The organism is Deinococcus sp. (assembly GCF_018260555.1).
Lineage (GTDB): Bacteria > Deinococcota > Deinococci > Deinococcales > Deinococcaceae > Deinococcus.
Window position 1 is genome coordinate 41,164 of the sequence record NZ_JAGLBB010000011.1, and the last position, 15,740, is coordinate 56,903.

Annotated in this window: 16 protein-coding genes and 1 tRNA gene; 9 read left to right on the forward strand and 8 right to left on the reverse strand. The window is 69.9% G+C overall.

The annotated features are described in order from the left end of the window. Positions 1 to 76: 76 nt before the first annotated feature. Complete coding sequence (ttcA, locus tag QZ271_RS03785) at positions 77 to 1,042, forward strand: tRNA 2-thiocytidine(32) synthetase TtcA (RefSeq protein WP_291429115.1); 966 nt, start codon at positions 77 to 79, stop codon at positions 1,040 to 1,042. Between the two features lie 68 nt (positions 1,043 to 1,110). Here ttcA and QZ271_RS03790 read toward each other — a convergent pair whose 3' ends face one another. From QZ271_RS03790 to QZ271_RS03800, 3 genes are all read right to left on the reverse strand, one after another. Beyond that, positions 1,111 to 2,082 (reverse strand): acetyl-CoA carboxylase carboxyltransferase subunit alpha, encoded by a 972-nt coding sequence (locus QZ271_RS03790; protein WP_291429116.1) that lies wholly within the window; start codon positions 2,080 to 2,082, stop codon positions 1,111 to 1,113. Then, positions 2,079 to 2,933, reverse strand: a complete 855-nt coding sequence (accD, locus tag QZ271_RS03795; protein WP_291429118.1) for an acetyl-CoA carboxylase, carboxyltransferase subunit beta — start codon at positions 2,931 to 2,933, stop codon at positions 2,079 to 2,081. The genes QZ271_RS03790 and accD overlap by 4 nt, the downstream gene beginning before the upstream one ends. 169 nt (positions 2,934 to 3,102) lie before the next feature. Beyond that, entirely contained in the window at positions 3,103 to 3,552 is a 450-nt protein-coding gene (locus QZ271_RS03800; RefSeq protein WP_291429132.1) for a LapA family protein, read from the reverse strand. Between the two features lie 113 nt (positions 3,553 to 3,665). Here QZ271_RS03800 and cutA point away from each other — a divergent pair, with 113 nt between their 5' ends. Continuing rightward, positions 3,666 to 3,989 carry a divalent-cation tolerance protein CutA gene (gene cutA, locus QZ271_RS03805; RefSeq protein ID WP_291429134.1) on the forward strand — a complete coding sequence of 108 codons (324 nt, stop codon included), beginning with the start codon at positions 3,666 to 3,668 and terminating at the stop codon, positions 3,987 to 3,989. 148 nt (positions 3,990 to 4,137) lie between these two features. On the opposite strand, the gene QZ271_RS03810 is transcribed toward cutA, so the two are convergent. Both QZ271_RS03810 and QZ271_RS03815 read right to left on the reverse strand, forming a co-directional pair. Then, positions 4,138 to 4,213: transfer RNA gene (locus tag QZ271_RS03810), tRNA-Trp, on the reverse strand. A 216-nt stretch (positions 4,214 to 4,429) separates the two neighbouring features. Continuing rightward, positions 4,430 to 4,651: a hypothetical protein gene (locus QZ271_RS03815; protein WP_291429136.1), complete on the reverse strand. Its 222-nt coding sequence runs from the start codon at positions 4,649 to 4,651 to the stop codon at positions 4,430 to 4,432. Positions 4,652 to 4,974: 323 nt separating this feature from the next. Between QZ271_RS03815 and nth the strand changes: the two genes are divergently transcribed. After that, entirely contained in the window at positions 4,975 to 5,661 is a 687-nt protein-coding gene (nth, locus tag QZ271_RS03820) for an endonuclease III (RefSeq protein WP_291429137.1), read from the forward strand. Positions 5,662 to 5,722: 61 nt separating this feature from the next. Then, positions 5,723 to 6,445, forward strand: coding sequence for a zinc ribbon domain-containing protein (locus tag QZ271_RS03825; protein ID WP_291429139.1), 723 nt, complete (start codon positions 5,723 to 5,725; stop codon positions 6,443 to 6,445). Positions 6,446 to 6,524: 79 nt separating this feature from the next. On the opposite strand, the gene QZ271_RS03830 is transcribed toward QZ271_RS03825, so the two are convergent. Beyond that, a complete protein-coding gene (locus tag QZ271_RS03830; protein WP_291429141.1) occupies positions 6,525 to 7,508 on the reverse strand; it encodes an asparaginase in 984 nt (327 codons plus the stop codon). Between the two features lie 81 nt (positions 7,509 to 7,589). Beyond that, a complete protein-coding gene (hemC, locus tag QZ271_RS03835) occupies positions 7,590 to 8,519 on the reverse strand; it encodes a hydroxymethylbilane synthase (protein WP_291429143.1) in 930 nt (309 codons plus the stop codon). 123 nt (positions 8,520 to 8,642) lie between these two features. On the opposite strand from hemC, the gene QZ271_RS03840 reads away from it, so the two are divergent. The 3 genes from QZ271_RS03840 to QZ271_RS03850 all read left to right on the forward strand — a co-directional run bounded on the left by QZ271_RS03840 (position 8,643) and on the right by QZ271_RS03850 (position 13,790). Continuing rightward, positions 8,643 to 9,992 (forward strand): family 1 glycosylhydrolase, encoded by a 1,350-nt coding sequence (locus QZ271_RS03840; RefSeq protein ID WP_291429144.1) that lies wholly within the window; start codon positions 8,643 to 8,645, stop codon positions 9,990 to 9,992. Positions 9,993 to 10,242: 250 nt separating this feature from the next. Continuing rightward, positions 10,243 to 11,946 carry an ABC transporter ATP-binding protein gene (locus QZ271_RS03845; protein WP_291429158.1) on the forward strand — a complete coding sequence of 568 codons (1,704 nt, stop codon included), beginning with the start codon at positions 10,243 to 10,245 and terminating at the stop codon, positions 11,944 to 11,946. Beyond that, a complete protein-coding gene (locus QZ271_RS03850; RefSeq protein ID WP_291429145.1) occupies positions 11,943 to 13,790 on the forward strand; it encodes an ABC transporter ATP-binding protein in 1,848 nt (615 codons plus the stop codon). Before QZ271_RS03845 ends, QZ271_RS03850 begins: the two co-directional genes overlap by 4 nt. A 259-nt stretch (positions 13,791 to 14,049) precedes the next feature. Here QZ271_RS03850 and pyrE read toward each other — a convergent pair whose 3' ends face one another. Then, entirely contained in the window at positions 14,050 to 14,610 is a 561-nt protein-coding gene (gene pyrE, locus QZ271_RS03855; RefSeq protein WP_291429147.1) for an orotate phosphoribosyltransferase, read from the reverse strand. Between the two features lie 250 nt (positions 14,611 to 14,860). On the opposite strand from pyrE, the gene QZ271_RS03860 reads away from it, so the two are divergent. Together QZ271_RS03860 and QZ271_RS03865 are read left to right on the forward strand one after the other, a co-directional pair. After that, entirely contained in the window at positions 14,861 to 15,064 is a 204-nt protein-coding gene (locus QZ271_RS03860) for a helix-turn-helix transcriptional regulator (RefSeq protein WP_291429149.1), read from the forward strand. A 162-nt stretch (positions 15,065 to 15,226) separates the two neighbouring features. Continuing rightward, on the forward strand, positions 15,227 to 15,740 hold a 514-nt coding region (locus QZ271_RS03865; protein ID WP_291429151.1), incomplete at its 3' end, for a ribonuclease H.

Here is a 15,740-nt window from a genome sequence, read left to right on the forward strand (position 1 = left end):
GCGGCAGTGGGCCGTGGCCGGGCGGGGTCCGGCAGCGGGTACCATGCGGGCACTCCCCTGTGGGAACCCACGGACCATGACCCAGACCGCCCTTGCCCCCAGCGCCCCCACCAGCGTGACGGCCGCGACGCCCACACCAGCGGCCCCTACAGCAGTGGCCCCTACCGCAGCGGCCCCCACACCCGCCGACACGACCCGCTGGCTGGCTCCCATCGTCCGGGCCGCCGGGCAGGCCGTCAGTGACTACCGCATGATCGAGAACGGCGACCGCGTGATGGTCTGCCTGTCGGGCGGCAAGGACAGTTACACGCTGCTGGACGTGCTGCTGCACCTGCAACGCAAGGCGCCCGTGCCGTTCGAGTTGATCGCCGTGAACCTCGACCAGGGGCAGCCGGGCTTCCCGACCGACGTGCTGCCCCGGTACCTGAGCGCGCTGGGCGTGCCGCACACCCTGATCCGGCAGGACACGTACCGCGTGGTCAGGGAAAAAACCCCGGCTGGCAAGACCACCTGCGCGCTGTGCAGCCGCCTGCGCCGGGGCGCGCTGTACCGGCACGCCCGCGAGATCGGCGCCACGAAAGTCGCGCTGGGCCACCACCGCGACGACATCCTAGAAACGCTGTTCATGAATCTGTTCTTCGGCGCGCGCCTGAAAGCCATGCCGCCCAAACTCCAGAGTGACGACGGCACGAACGTCGTGATCCGTCCCCTGGCCTACGTGCCCGAGGCGGACATCATCCGCTACGCGCAGGTGCGCGCCTTTCCGATCATTCCCTGCAACCTGTGCGGCAGTCAGGAGAACCTGCAACGCCGGGTCGTCGGCGAGATGCTGGCCGGCTGGGAACGCGAGCATCCGGGCCGCCTGACGAACATCGCCCGCGCCCTGACCCGCGTGACACCCAGCCACCTGATGGACCCCAGTCTGTTCGACTTCGCGTCCCTGAGCGTCACGCCCACCGAGGGCGACCGGGCCTTCGACCCGGACGAGCATCCCCAGCGCGAATTCCTGAGCGGCGTGCAGGAACTCGACGTGCTCGGCTGAGGTCGCGTCCGGTGTGGCAGCGGGGCCGCACACCCTTCAGCGCGTGGCCCCAGCCAGTGGTGTGGGCGTCAGGTCGTTTCGGTGTACGCGCCCAGGCGGCGGAAGCGGGCGGCGCGCCCGGATTTCAGATCGGCGGGTGACTGCGCCATCAGGTCGCGCAGGTGGCGGGTCACAGCCTCGCCGACCGCGTGGGCGGCCTGCTGGGGATTCAGGTGCGCGCCGCCGGTGGGTTCCGGGATGACTTCCTCGACAATCCCGAGTTCCAGCAGGTCCGGGGCGGTCAGGCGCAGCGCCTCGGCGGCCAGGGGGGCCTTACTGGCGTCCTTCCAGATGATGCTGGCCGCACCTTCTGGGGAGATCACGGAGTACCAGGCGTTCTCCTGAATCAGGACGCGGTTGCCCACGGCGATGGCGAGCGCGCCGCCGGAACCGCCCTCGCCGATCACGACGTTCACGACCGGCACGCGCAGGTTCAGCATGCGGCGGATGCTCTCGGCAATCGCCCAGCCCTGGCCGCGCTCCTCGGCTTCCAGGCCCGGGTACGCGCCCTGGGTGTCCACGAGCGCCACGACGGGCAGACCGAACTTATCGGCCAGGTCCATCAGGCGCACGGCCTTGCGGTAGCCTTCGGGGTTGGCGCTGCCAAAGCGGCGTTTGATCTTGGTTTTCGTGTCGCGGCCCTTCTGTTGCAGCAGCAGCATGACGGGCACGCCCTGCCAGCGGGCGGGACCGCCGATCAGGGCGGGGTCGTCGCCGTAGCGGCGGTCACCGTGCAGTTCCGTGAACTCGGTGCACAGGTGCTCCACGTAATCCAGGGCGGTAGGGCGGCCGGGCGCACGGGCCAGTTGTACGCGCTCCCAGCGGGTCAGGGCGGCCTTCGGGGCGGGTGTGTGGGCGGCGCGCAGGCGGTCCACCTCGGCCCGCAGGGGGGTGATGGCCGCGTCGAGGTTCTGGCCGGTGTTGCGGGCCGTGACTTCCAGGTCGTGCACGCGCGCCTCGAGTTCATTCAGGGTGTCGAGGCTGGTGGGGTTGGTGGTCACGCGCGCGCCTCCCGCCGGGTCAGCAGGCCCAGCAGCGACGCCAGGTACGCGCGTTGCTCGCGCCGGTCCACGACGGCGTCCACCATGCCGTGCGACAGCAGGAACTCGGCCCGCTGAAAGCCGTCCGGGAGGCTCTGACGGATGGTCTGCTGGATCACGCGCGGCCCCGCGAAGCCGATCAGCGCGCCGGGCTCGGCGAGGATCACGTCAGCGATGGTGGCAAAACTGGCGGTCACGCCGCCGGTGGTCGGGTCGGTCAGGACGCTCACGTACGGCAGGCCCTGCTCGGCGAGCGTCTCAAGAGCGACGGTGGTTTTGGCCATCTGCATCAGCGACAGCGCGCTTTCCTGCATGCGGGCGCCGCCGCTGGCGGTCACGATGACCAGCGGCGTGCCGTGCCGGGCGGCGTGCTCTGCGGCGCGCGCGATCTCTTCACCGACGACGCTGCCCATGCTGCCGCCAGAAAAGGCGAAGTCCATGACGGCCAGCGTCACGGGCACGCCCAGAACGGTACCGGTGCCGGTCAGGATGGCGTCCGGACGTCCGGTTTTCTGCTGCGCGCGTTTGAGCCGGTCCAGGTAACTCTCGGTGTCCTGAAAGGCCAGGGCGTCGGTGGGGTGCACCGCGCCGGACAACTGCACGAAGCTGCCCTCGTCCAGCAGGACCTGCACGCGCTGCGAGGCGTCCAGGCGCAGGTGGTGTCCGCACTTGGGGCACACGAAGGTGTTGGCTTGCAGTTCACGGTTATAGAGCCCCTCTTTGCAGCTGGGGCACTGGGTCCACAGGTCGGGCACGTCCGCGCCGGTCTGCTGCTGGGGACGGCGGCGGCGGAAAAATCGGTCAAGCGCCATTCTGTGAGTCCTCCCTGATCTACATCCCTACCTGCGCATTCTAGTAGCAGACCCCACAAGAGTTTGCACCGGGTTCAACAGAACACCCGGCGCGTCAGGCCAGGGGGCTCGCGCCGTGTGTGGCCGTCCTTCCCTACACTCTGGTCATGGGCGCTCAGTCGGTGAACACTCAGCCCAGCTTGCTTTTCAGGTAATCGTCCATCTGTGCCAGTTGCAGATTCATGTCCTTTTGCAGGGCGTCCACCCGGCTGGCCAGGGCGCTTACGCCCGCGCCCGCATCGCCGCGCGCTCCTTCCAGCGCCCCGAACCGCTCGTCCAGGTGCGACTGCAGCAGCGCGAACCGGTTACCTTCCTGCTGGTCCAGGCTCAGGCGCAGGGCCTCCATGTCACGCAGCAGCTTGGCGCTGTCCGCCTGCGCCCGCAGTCCGGCGATGCCCGCCCAGAAGTAGAACAGCAGCGTGCACAGCGCCGCCACGATCAGCAGGATCAGTCCGATCGGCACCTGCCGGTACGTCACGAAGCCCAGGCTCAGCGTGTGGGGGAACATCAGAGAATTGGTGTTCAGCATGGCAAAAATAGCGAGTAATACCAGCACGATAATCAGGACAGTGGTCCGCATACCCTCACCCTAACACCCCGCCTTCATGAGAGTTCGCGCGGCGGGTTGTGGGAATATTCACACACGCCCCCCGCCGGCCGACGACCCCAAGGCCCGGAGTATGCTGAGGCACTATGTCACTCGTCGTTCTGGTCACCCTTCCCCCCGAACGGGCGCATGACCTGGCCCGCACCCTCGTCTCCGAGCATCTGGCCGGTTGCGTGAACGTCGTTCCCGGCCTGCTCAGCGTGTACCGCTGGCAGGGCGAGGTTGCCGAGGACCCCGAGAGCCTGCTGCTGATCAAGACCAACGGCGAGCAGTACCCGGCCCTTGAAGCGCGCATCAAGGCCCTGCACCCCTACGAGGTGCCGGAAATCATCGCCTTGCAGTACGACCGGGCCCTGCCGGAATTCCAGGCGTGGCTGCGAGACGCCCTCTCCACCCCTCAAAAGGGCTGACCTCATACGGACTGCGGCTCCATACCGCGAAGGGCCGTAGGCTGTTCCTCCTAGCATCCGCTCGGATTGATTCAGAACTACACCGAATCAATCGGACTCCGTATGAGAACAAAAACGCCCCCACACATGGCGGGGGCGTTTGCTTTCTTGGCGGGCCCTGCAGGACTTGAACCTACGACCCTCGGTTTTGGAGACCGATGCTCTACCAACTGAGCTAAGGACCCCGGGACTGCGTGCGCGGGGCACGAGCGCATGCAGAGTAGCAGAGCCTTCCGGACCGCGCAAGTATGCGGGGCATGCGGGCGGGGCTCACGCAGCCGGAAGGAACGGTTGGTGCCCACCACTGCGCCGGGGTCCGGATCATACGGATTCCGTCTGTTTCGCACTCGCATCCGCTCGGATTGAATGGTCTGTGCAGCCTATTCAACCCGGAGTCCGGATCAGATCAGGCCGCCGCCCAGCATCAGGCGCAGCGCGCCGAGCAGGGCGACCACGGCGTTCAGGGTGACGGCGCCGCGGTCACGGGCGAGCGAGCCGAAGATCAGGCCCAGCACGGCGGGCGGCAGCACGAACAGCCAGTTCAGCCAGCCCAGTAACGGCAGGAAACCCAGCGCCAGGCCGATGGCCGCCAGGATGCCCAGGATGAGGGAAAGGGTTCTCATACCGGTCCATCATACCTGTGCAGATACCTATGGAGATACCTGCTACAGGCGCGCTCTGGCCTGCGGGAGGTGCGTGTCTGTTCCGCGCGTCTGTTCCGCGCGGACAACGGCGGGGCGGTGGGTGTAGCGTGGGCTGCGATGACTCCCGTACGGATTGCGTCTGCTTTGTTCACATCCCGCCCAGGCGACGGGTTGCCGACTGCACGGCCGGAACCCCTTCCTCTCCTGCTCGCCCCCGGAGGCAGCTCTCCGAGTCCGTCCAGGGTGGGCTGTGGCAACTGTTCACCCGGAGTGCGTATCAGGGGAAGTGGGGGGCGCCCTCGATGGCTCTGAACGCTCCGGTCAGTCCTTCCAGATCGGCTCCGGCGCGCCTGCCGGTGGGCGCACGGGCGCGGGCGCCGCAGGTGCTGGGCGCGCTGGAATCGCTGTACCCGGACGCCCGCACGGAACTGGAATTCAGCACGCCGTTCGAGCTGCTGGTCGCGACGGTCCTGAGCGCTCAGGCGACGGACGTGAGCGTGAACGCCGCGACGCCCGCGCTGTTCAGGGCGTACCCGGACGCACACGCCATGAGTGCCGCCCGGCCCGAGGACATCGAGCCGTTCATCCGCCGGATCGGGCTGTTCCGGGGCAAGGCCCGCCACCTCGCGGCGCTGGCGGCGCTGCTGGTCGAGCGGCACGCGGGCGAGGTGCCGAATGATTTCGGGGCGGTGGTGGCGCTGCCCGGCGCGGGCCGCAAGACGGCGAACGTGGTCCTGAGTAACGCATTCGGGTACCCGGCCATTGCGGTGGATACGCACGTGGGGCGGCTGGCGCGGCGGCTGGCCCTGAGCGCGCAGACCAACCCGGACCGGGTGGAGGCGGACCTGCAAAAGCTCTTCCCGCGCGGGCGCTGGGTGTTCCTGCACCACGCGCTGATCCTGCATGGGCGGCGGGTCTGCACAGCCCGCAGACCGGCGTGCGGGGCGTGCGTGATGGCCGACTTCTGCCCGAAGGTAGGCGTGGAGTGAACGCGCCTGCCTCCGCGCCCGTATGAGCCCTTCACCGGGCCAGGGGGGTAGACTGCCGGTGATGAGTGACTCTTCCCCCCTTCGCCGCCTGCACCACGTTCAGGAACTTGATCTGAACCTTGATCGCCTGCGCGATGAGGAAAGCAATATTCCGGACGAGCTGCGCGCCGCCCGCGCCGAGCAGGAACGGCTGAACAACGAACTTGAAGACACCGAGATCACCCTTGAAGGCGTCGATAAACGCGTCCGGCAGCAGGAACTCGACCTGGCTGGCACGCGTGAACAGATCGCCCGCGCCGAGGAGGAACAGGAGAAGAACGCCTTCGACGCCCGCGCGCAGTCCCAGTACGGCAGCCGCATCCAGATGCTCAGCGAACGCGCCGACGAGATGGAAGAGGACCTGGTGCCGCTGCGTGAGCGCCAGCGCGAACTGAACGAACGCGCCGACCAGCTGCGCACCCAGCACCGCGCGCTGCGCCCCACCCTGAACACCCTCGAAGAGCACGACGACGCCCGCGTGCAGGACCTGCGCGCCCAGGGCGAGGCCGACCGTCAGGAACGCGCCCGCCTGGCCGGGGAACTCGACGCCCGCACCGTGCGCGAGTACGACATGATCCGCCGCGCGAAAAAGGGCCTGGGCGTCGTGGAGATCAAGGCCGGACGCTGCAGCGGCTGCAACGTCATGCTGCCCGTCAACGTGCAGCAGAAAGCCGCGCTGGGCAAACTGCCGCCCGTGAAGTGCCCCAGCTGCGGCCGCTTCCTGATCCGTCTCGACCTCGCGTAAGCAGGCGGCCAGCGCCCCCACCCCGTGGCCCTACCCAGCCACGGGGTGGGGGCGCTGCCGTGGGGGGTGGGGATTCCCGTCAGAACTCGTCGCGTTCGAACACCGCGCGGATCTGCTCTCGCGTCAGGCCCTGGCCCAGCAGGATCAGCAGCAGCAGCCGGGCCTTGTGGGCGTTCAGGAAACTGGCGGGAATCGCGCCGGCCTTCACCAGGGTCGCGCCGCCGCCCGCGTAGCCGTACACAGGCAGAACCGGCCCGGCGTGCGTGCGGGTGGCGATCACCACGGGTTTGCCGGTGTTCTGGATCAGGGGCAGCAGTTCGGCTGGGAGGTTCCCGGTGCCCAGGGCCGCGATGACCAGCCCGTCGGCGCGCGCGGCGGCCCCGGCGTAGCCCTCGCCGGTCCAGCCGGCGTAGGCGTACAGGATTTCCACGCGGGCGTTCAGGTGCGCGGGGCGGTACGTGGCGCGCGGTTCGGGCCGCGCGAAGTAATGGACCCGGGGCGTGCGGCCCTGGCGGTCGATGCGGCCGATGGGACCGGGGTACCCACCGAAGGCGTCCACGGCGGTCGTGTGGATCTTGGTGACGGTCCGCGCGTCGAAGATGTCCCCGCCGATCACCACGAGCGGCCCACGCTCGCGGCTGCTGGGGTGCAGGGCGACGTGCGCGGCGTCAAGCAGGTTGGCCGGGCCGTCCCAGCTGATTTCCTCGGCGTGGCGCATGCTGCCGGTCAGGACGACCGGGACCGGCACGTTCAGGATCAGGTGCAGCGCGAACGCCGTCTCCTCCAGGGTGTCGGTGCCGTGCGTGACCACGATGCCGTCATGGTCCGGGGCGAGCGCCTCGATCAGCGCGGCCAGTTGCCCCATGTGCGCCGGGGTCATGTGCGGGCTGGGCAGGCTGAACGGCTGCACGTCACGGACCTGCACCCCGTCCAGGCCCGGTACCCCGCCCAAGCCCGGTACGCTGGGCGCCTGCTGGGGTGTCAGGCCGCGCCCGTCCGGGCTGGGACGGCTGGCGATGGTGCCGCCCGTGTGGATGACCGCAAGTCTGGGAGGGGTGGACATGCCCGTGATGCTAGAGCAAGCGCGTCCCGGTGACCCTCCACCTTTCCGGAGGGCCAGCGGCGGCGGGCCTTTTCTGCGCCTTCAGCTGTGGGCGGCGTCGATCAGGGCCTGGGCGCCCTGGCTGAGCATGTCGCCCGCCAGTTCGGCGCCCATGTCGGCGCACTCGCCCGGGTCGCCCTGCGTGGTCGCGCGGATGACCTGCGAGCCGTCCAGCGCCGCGACCCAGCCTTCCAGGGTCAGAATGCCGCCCTTGACGCTGGCGTGCGCGCCGACGGGGGCCATGCAGCCCGCGCCGAGGCCCGCGAGGAATTCGCGCTCGGCGGTGATGCGGTCGTCGGTGGTGTGGTCATGAATGGCGTACGCGACCTCGATGGTCAGGTCGTCGTCCGAGCGGGTCTCCAGGGCCAGAGCCCCCTGGCCGGGAGCGGGCAGCATGATGTCGGGCTCCACGAACTCGTCGATGCGGTGGCGCATCTCGGTGCGGATCAGTCCGGCGGCGGCCAGGATGATGGCGTCGTACTCGTCGCCCGCCAGCGCGGCGAGGCGCGTGTCGATGTTGCCGCGCAGGTCCACGACCTGAAGGTCCGGGCGGTACGACAGCAAGAAGGCCTTGCGGCGCACGCTGCTAGTTCCGATGCGCGCGCCGTGCGGCAGGTCCGCGAGGCGTTTACGGCCTTCCTTGCCGATCAGGACGTCGCGGGCGTCCACGCGGCGAGGAATGGAACTGATTTCCAGGCCTTCGGGCTGCTCGGTGGGCAGGTCCTTGAGAGAATGCACGGCAATATCGATGCGTTTTGCCGTCAGGGCCTCCTCGATCTCGGTGATCCAGAAGCCCTTATCGCCCTTCTGGGCCATGGCCGCGAGGCTGCCGCGGTTGCGGTCGCCTTTCGTGCTGATGGTCTGAATGCGGAAGTCAGTGTCCGGCCATTCTTCCTTCAGGCGGCCAACCACCCACTGGGTCTGTGCGAGCGCGAGAGTACTGCCGCGCGTTCCTACCGTCACCATGCGCATAACCCGCACATTATACGGGCTGGCGGGTACGAATCGTCCCGGGAGGCGCGGACATGAAGGTCACAGCCCGGGCCGCCGCGTGCGGGGGGCCTTGCTGGCACCGGGAGCGTGCAGAATGCAGGCATGACTTTCCCGGCAGGATTCGTGTGGGGCGCGTCCACGGCGGCGTATCAGATTGAGGGCGGCAGCGAGGCGGGTGGCGGGGCGGGGAGCGGCAGCGCAGGGAGCGGGGGGGGCCGGGGAAGCGTGTGGGACCTGTTCAGCTGGGCGCGCGGCGTGCCCGGAGGCGAGGCGGCCAGCGGACACGAGACGCTCTGGCCGCGTGACCTGGACCTGCTGCGCGATCTGGGCGTGGGCGCGTACCGGTTCAGCGTGGCGTGGTCGCGGGTGCAGCCGGGCGGGCGTGGGCGGCCCAGCGTGCCCGGCCTGGCCTTCTACGACCGCCTGACCGACGAACTGCTGGGCCGGGGCGTGCAGCCGTGGGCGGCGCTGCACCACTGGGATCTGCCGCAGGCCCTTCAGGACGCGGGCGGGTGGCTGGCCCGCGACACGGCGTACCGGTTCGAGGAGTACGCCTCGCTGGTCGGTGAGCGCCTCGCGGACCGCGCGGCGGCGTTCGTGACGCTCACGGACCCGTTCACGGTGGCGGCGCAGGGGCACGTGCTGGGCACGCACGCGCCGGGGCTGCGGCTGGGGCTGGGGGCCTTCCCGGCGGCGCACCACCAGTTGCTGGCGCACGGGCTGGCCGTGCGGGCGCTGCGCGAGGCGGGCGCGCGGCAGGTGGGCGTGGCCAACGGGTACGCTCCGGCGTGGCCCGCCACGGACCGCGACGAACGGGCCGCAACCCTGATGGGCGCCCTGCGCGCCGACCTGTTCACGGACCCGCTGCTGCGCGGCGAGTACCCGGCCACGCTGCTGGACCTGCTGTCCGGGCGCGCGCCGCAGGTGCTGGAGGCGGTGCAGGCCGGAGATCACGCGGTCATGGCCGCGCCGCTGGATTTCCTGGGCGTGCACTACACCCAGCCGGACTGGGTGCGCGCCGGCGGCGGCCTGCTGGGGCTGACGGTCGGGCACGTCCCGGACCGTGAGCGCACGGCGTCCGGCGCAGCGGTCGTGCCCGAGGGCCTGACGCAGACGCTGACCGGCCTGAAAGCCCGCTACAGCGACACCTGCCCGCCGCTGATCGTTACGGTCGGTTACGCCGCAGCCACCGACACGCCGGACGATGAGGGCCGCGTGCGCGACGACGCCCGCATCCGTTACCTCGACCGGCACCTGGAGGCCGCCTCCGACGCGCTGACGCAGGGCGCCCCCGTGCGGGGCGTGTTCGTGCACAGCCTGCTGGACGGCTTCGAGTGGGACGCCGGGTACAGCCTGCGCACCGGGCTGGTGCACGTGGACGCCGGGACGCTGGAGCGCACGCCCAGGGACAGTTACCGCTGGCTGCGCGACCGCCTGCGCACGCAGGGCTGAGCCCGCCGCGTGCAGATGCTACGAACTGCGGGTTAAGGGGTCCGGTCGGACATGCGCCACTCGGCGGATGCGGGAGCGGGTGCGTTCGGCCTAGCCTGTCAGGATGACGGCGTCTGCTGTTCCTCCTTCCCCTCACCCGCCGGCCTCTCACCCGCCGGCCTCTCACCCACCGGACGCTCCTCTGCCAGACAGACCCTCGACGGCGCTGGGCGTGCTCGCCACGTACCTGGGCCCTTTGAAGTGGCAGGTGATGGCCCTGGCGGCGCTGCTGCTGAGCGGCACGGCGCTGAACCTGAGCCTCCCGCAACTGCTGCGGCAGTTCGTGGATAACGCCCGGCTGGGCGGCGCGGCCGATCCGGGCCTGCTGACGCGGCTAGCGGGGCTGTACATCGCGCTGGCGGTGGGCGTGCAGGTCATGACGGCCGGCGCAACCTACGTGGGCGCGCGGGTCGGCTGGACCGCCACGAACCGCCTGCGCGCCGACCTGATGGACCACCTGCTGTCCCTGGACATGCGTGAACACAAGGAACGCACGCCGGGCGAGATGATCGAACGCATCGACGGGGACGTGACGGCCCTCAGTAACTTCTTCTCGCAGTTCGCGGTGCGGGTGTTCGGGGCGGCGCTGCTGCTGACCGGCGCGCTGATCATGTTCTTCCGTGAGGACTGGCGCGTGGGCCTGGGCGTCACGGCCTTCACGCTGGTCACGCTGGTCACCATCAACCGCGTGCGGAAACTGGGCGTGGAACCCACCCGCCTGGAACGCGAGAGCAGCGCCCGCCTGTTCGGCTTTATCGAGGAGCGCCTGACCGGCCTGGAGGACATCCGCAGCCTGGGCGCCGGCGGCCACCACCTGAACCGCTTCCTGGGTGTGCAGCGCGAGTACTTCACGCGCTCCGTCAACTCCTGGCGGGGGCGCAGCGTGGTGTGGCAACTGAGCATGCTGCTGTTCGCCGTGGGGTACGTGGCCGTCCTGAGCGCCGCCGTCGGCCTGTACGCCGCCGGGAGCATCACGCTGGGCACGGCGTTCCTGATGTACCAGTACATGACCCTGGTGGAAGAACCCATTGATCAGCTCACGCAGCAGCTTCAGGACCTCCAGAAGGCCGGGGCCAGCATCGGGCGCGTCTCGGAACTGCTGGCGCTGCGCACCACCGTCACGGGCGGAAGCGCGCCCCTGAGCGCCGGGCCGCTGGCACTGGACTTCCGGGACGTGTCGTTCACGTACGCGCCCGGGGACCCCCAGGCACGCGGCGTGCTGAGCGGCGTGACCTTCCACCTGAACGCCGGGCAGACCCTGGGCCTGCTGGGCCGTACGGGCAGCGGCAAGACCACCCTGACCCGCCTGATCTCGCGCCTGTACGACGCCACCGCCGGGGAGATCACGCTGGGCGGCGTGAACATCACCCACGTACCGCTGAAAGAACTGCGCCGCCGCGTGGCGGTCGTCACGCAGGACGTGCAACTGTTTCAGGCGAGCGTGCGCGACAACCTCAGTTTCTTCGACCCGACCGTCACGGACGCGCAGGTCGAGGCGGCCCTGCACGAGGTCGGCCTGGGCGCGTGGCTCTCGCGGCTGGAACGGGGCGTGCACACGCCGCTGCCCACCGGCAGTCTCTCGGCGGGCCAGGCGCAACTGCTGGCGTTCGCGCGCGTGATGCTGCGCGACCCGAGCGTCATCATTCTCGACGAACCCAGCAGCCGCCTCGACCCTGCCACCGAGGCCCTGCTGACGGCCGCCATGACCCGTCTGCTCGCCGGGCGCACCGCCATCATCATCGCGCACCGCCTCGACACCGTCGCCCGCGCCGACCGCATCCTGGTCCTGGGCGGCGGCGAGGTGCTCGAAGACGGCCCCCGCGCCGACCTGGCCCGCGACCCGCACAGCCACTACGCTGCCCTGCTGCGCGCCGGAACACTGGACGGGACCGCGGCGCAAGGAGTGCTGGCATGACCACCTCTCCCCCGCCGCCCACCGCGCCCGTGAAGGAACGCACATTCGCGCTCTCCAGGGAACTGTTCCGGTACAAGCCGGGTCTGTTCGCGTTCAACCTGCTGATGTGGGGTCTGGTGCACGCCAGCCCCGCCCTGCTGACCCTGGCCGTGAGCGGCGTGTTCCGCCACCTGGAAGAAGCCGACGCCCTGAAAACTGGCGGGCAAGTCCTGAACCCCGCCATTGCGGCCGCGTGGGTGTCGCTGGCGTGGTTCACGTTCGTGCGCCTGAGCCGATTCGGGATCTTCTACGGCGCGTTCCGCGCGTGGATTGAACTGTGGTACACGCTGGACGCCCTGGTGCGCCGCAACCTGCTGGGCTACCTGCTCACCGCCCGCCGCTCCCGCCGCCTGCCCGACACGCCCGCCGAGGCCGTCAGCCGCTTCCGGGACGACGTGGACGACGTGGCCGGGTACACGGAAGTCTGGGTGGACGGCGCGGGCTTCGTCGCGTACTCCGTGATCGCCGTCACCCTGATGGCCCGCGTGGACCCCCTGATCACGGGGCTGGTATGCGCGCCACTGCTGCTGATGATCGCGTTCGTGCAGCGCCTCTCGCCCACCATCCGCACGTACCGCCGCCGCATGCGCGAGGCGACCGCCCGCGTCACGGACTTCATCGGCGAGACCTTCGGAGCGGTCAGCGCCGTGAAACTCGCCGCGCAGGAAGACCGCATGGTCACGCACCTGCGTTCCTTAGGCGAAACGCGCCGCCACGCCGCGCTGCGCGACGTGCTGCTGACCGAACTGATCCGCGGCGTGAACACCAACATGGTGAACCTCGCCGTGGGTCTCGTGCTGCTGCTCGGCGCGAACAAGGTCCGGGGCCGCGCGCTCAACGTGGACGACTTCGTGCTGTTCATCGGTCTGCTGCCCCGCCTGACCGCTTCGATGGGCTTCTTCGGGGACGCCATCGCCCGCCATCGCCGCACCGGCGTCAGCTACGACCGCATGACCCGGCTGCTGCAGGACGCACCCGACACCAGCATCGTCGCCCACCACGACGTGTACCTGAGCGCCGACCCGCCCGCCCCCACCCCCGCCCCACCCCACATCCCCCTGCAGGAGCTGCGCGTGCAGAACCTGAGCGCCACGCACCCCGGCGGCCTCGGCGTACACGACATCAGCTTCACCGTGGCGCGCGGCGAGTTCATCGTCATCACCGGCCGTATCGGCAGCGGCAAGAGCACCCTGCTGCGCGCCCTGCTCGGCCTGATTCCTACCCAGAGCGGCCAGACGTACTGGAACGGCCAGCCCATTGACGACCCCGCCACCTTCCTTGTGCCCCCCCGCAGCGCGTACGCGGCCCAGATCCCCAACCTGTTCAGCGACACCCTCCAGGAGAACATCACCAGCGGCGGCCCCGCCACGCACCTGAGCCGCGCCGTGAAACTCGCCGTGCTCGAACCCGACCTCGACACCCTCGGCAGCGGCCTGAGTACCCCCGTCGGCGCGCGCGGCGTGAAACTCAGCGGCGGGCAGATCCAGCGCGCCGCCGTCGCCCGCATGCTCGCCCGCGACGCCGACCTCCTGGTGTTCGACGATGTCAGCAGCGCCCTGGACGCCCGCACCGAAGCGCAACTCTGGCAGGGCCTCGCCGGCACCGACGCCACCTGCCTGGTCGTTAGCCACCGCCGCGCCGCCCTGGCGCGCGCCGACCGCATCCTCCTGCTCCAGAACGGCACCCTCACCGACCACGGCACCCTCCCCGAACTCCTGGGGCGCAACGAAGAAATGCGCGCCCTCTGGCACGACGACGCGGCAGGCGGAGAGGAGGAAGGGCGACCCCCCAGTCAGCTTCGCTGACAGCTCCCCTCAAGGGGAGCCGGACTGGCCGTAACCGTCACAACGACCCGGCCCGTCGTGCGCGCAGCGCGCGGGGCGCACGCAGCGGGGGCCAAGGATGGCGTCCAGGAAGTGGCCGTCCCCGCCCACTTCCACCACGAACGCCCGAGAAATACCTGCCCAGTGCCAACGAAAGCCCCCCCTGCCCCCCTGGGGTAGGGGGCTGGGGGGTGGGGAAGCCAGCCGCAGGCAACCCCGCAACAAAGCCCCCTGAAAACCTTCAGATCTCCTGAAGAGGAGTGGCCGCCAGCCACGCGGGCACCTCGTCCGGAGCGTACGTGTCGAACACGAGCCGCGTGAGCGACACGAGCGGGTACCCTTCGAGGTCACCTTCAATGGGACGGCGGTCGACGATGCAGGCGATGGCGGCGCAGCGTCCTCCGGCAGCTTCGGCGGCGCGGACGGCTTTGAGGACACTGCCGCCGGTGGTGAGGACGTCTTCGACGGCGATGAAGGTTTCGCCGGGGGTGATGGTGAAGGCTTCGCGGATTTTCATGCCGCCGTGGCCGTCTTTCTCGGCGAAGATGGCGCGGGTGCCGTAGTGGCGGGCGGTTTCGTAGGCGAGGACGACGCCGCCCATGGCGGGGCCGATGAGCAGGTCGGCGTGGACGCCTTTCTCTTTGAGGCGCTGGGCGAGGGCCTGTCCGATCTGTTCGGTGAGGTGGGGGTGCTGGAGGAGGGTGGTGCTCTGGAGGAATTTGGGGCTGTGGCGGCCGGAGGCGAGGAGAAAGTGGCCTTCGTGGTACGCGCCGGCCTGCTGGTAGAGATCCAGGACGTTCATGGAGGGCAGTATTTCATCTTGGTCGGCCCTGTCGGTTGGGGGACCGTGTCGGTTGGGGGGGTGATACGGATTGCGCTCCATTCCACCACAGTCGGAAAAGCGCCGCCTGCGGCTCCATGTCGCGCAGGGGCGTCTGCCCTTCCTCCTCGCATCCGCTCGGATTGATCCGGGACTGCAGCGAATTAATCGGAATCCGTATAAGGGAGCCGGGTTCTATTGCCAGGGGGGTGAACTGGGTGCATGATGGTGCATGGATTCGGTGACTTTTCCGGGGGCGGTGACGGTGGGGGCGCGGCGGCGTCTGCTGGGGATTTCGCTGGTGGCGTTGGCGCGGGAGGCGCGCGTGTCGCCGGAGGTGCTGCGGTGGCTGGAGGCCGGTGAGTACGATCCGAGGAGTCTGCATGTGCTGGCGCGGTGGGTGCTGGCGCACCGGCTGGACATCACGCTGGACTGAGCGGCGGCGGCGCGGGGCCGCGTAGGCGTGCTGGCGGATGCGCCGCACCCGCGTGGCGCGCTTGAATGGCGTGTATGACGTGTGAAGGAACGGCCGGGTGCGTGCGGGGCGCGCGCCGTGAAGAATGACGGTGGGTACGGAACGTGTGGGGGGTGGTGCGGCGTGAATCAGGCGTTCGTGGATGCCAGCTGGAACGAGGGACCGGACGCCGAGGGGCGACTGGTGGGCGTGGGCGGGTGGGGGCTGGTGCTGATCGTGCCGGGGCAACTCCCGGCGCGGTTTCAGGGGCAGCTGCGCGCGCCGGACAACAACGCGGCCGAGGTGCGCGCGGTGCTGGAGGCCGTGCGGGCCGCGCCGCCTGGCGAGCCTCTGACCGTCCATACGGACAACGAGGCGGTGATCGCGTCGGTGGGGCGCGGACGCGGACCGGAGGTTCTGACCGACGCGGCGCGCGAGGTGCTGGAGGAAATGGCGGCGCGGGGTGTGGGCCTGCGCGTGCGGTACGCGCCGCGTTCGCGGCGGCACATGCTCACGGCGCACGAGTTGGCGAACGACGCGCGGCGGGGGCTGGGCACGCCGGGCCTCACGGCCGCACGCTCGGACGTGCTGATCGAGCAGCGCGCGGCGGGCGACGAGGCCCGCGTGAGCCTGCGCCGCGCCGGGGAGCGCGTGACGG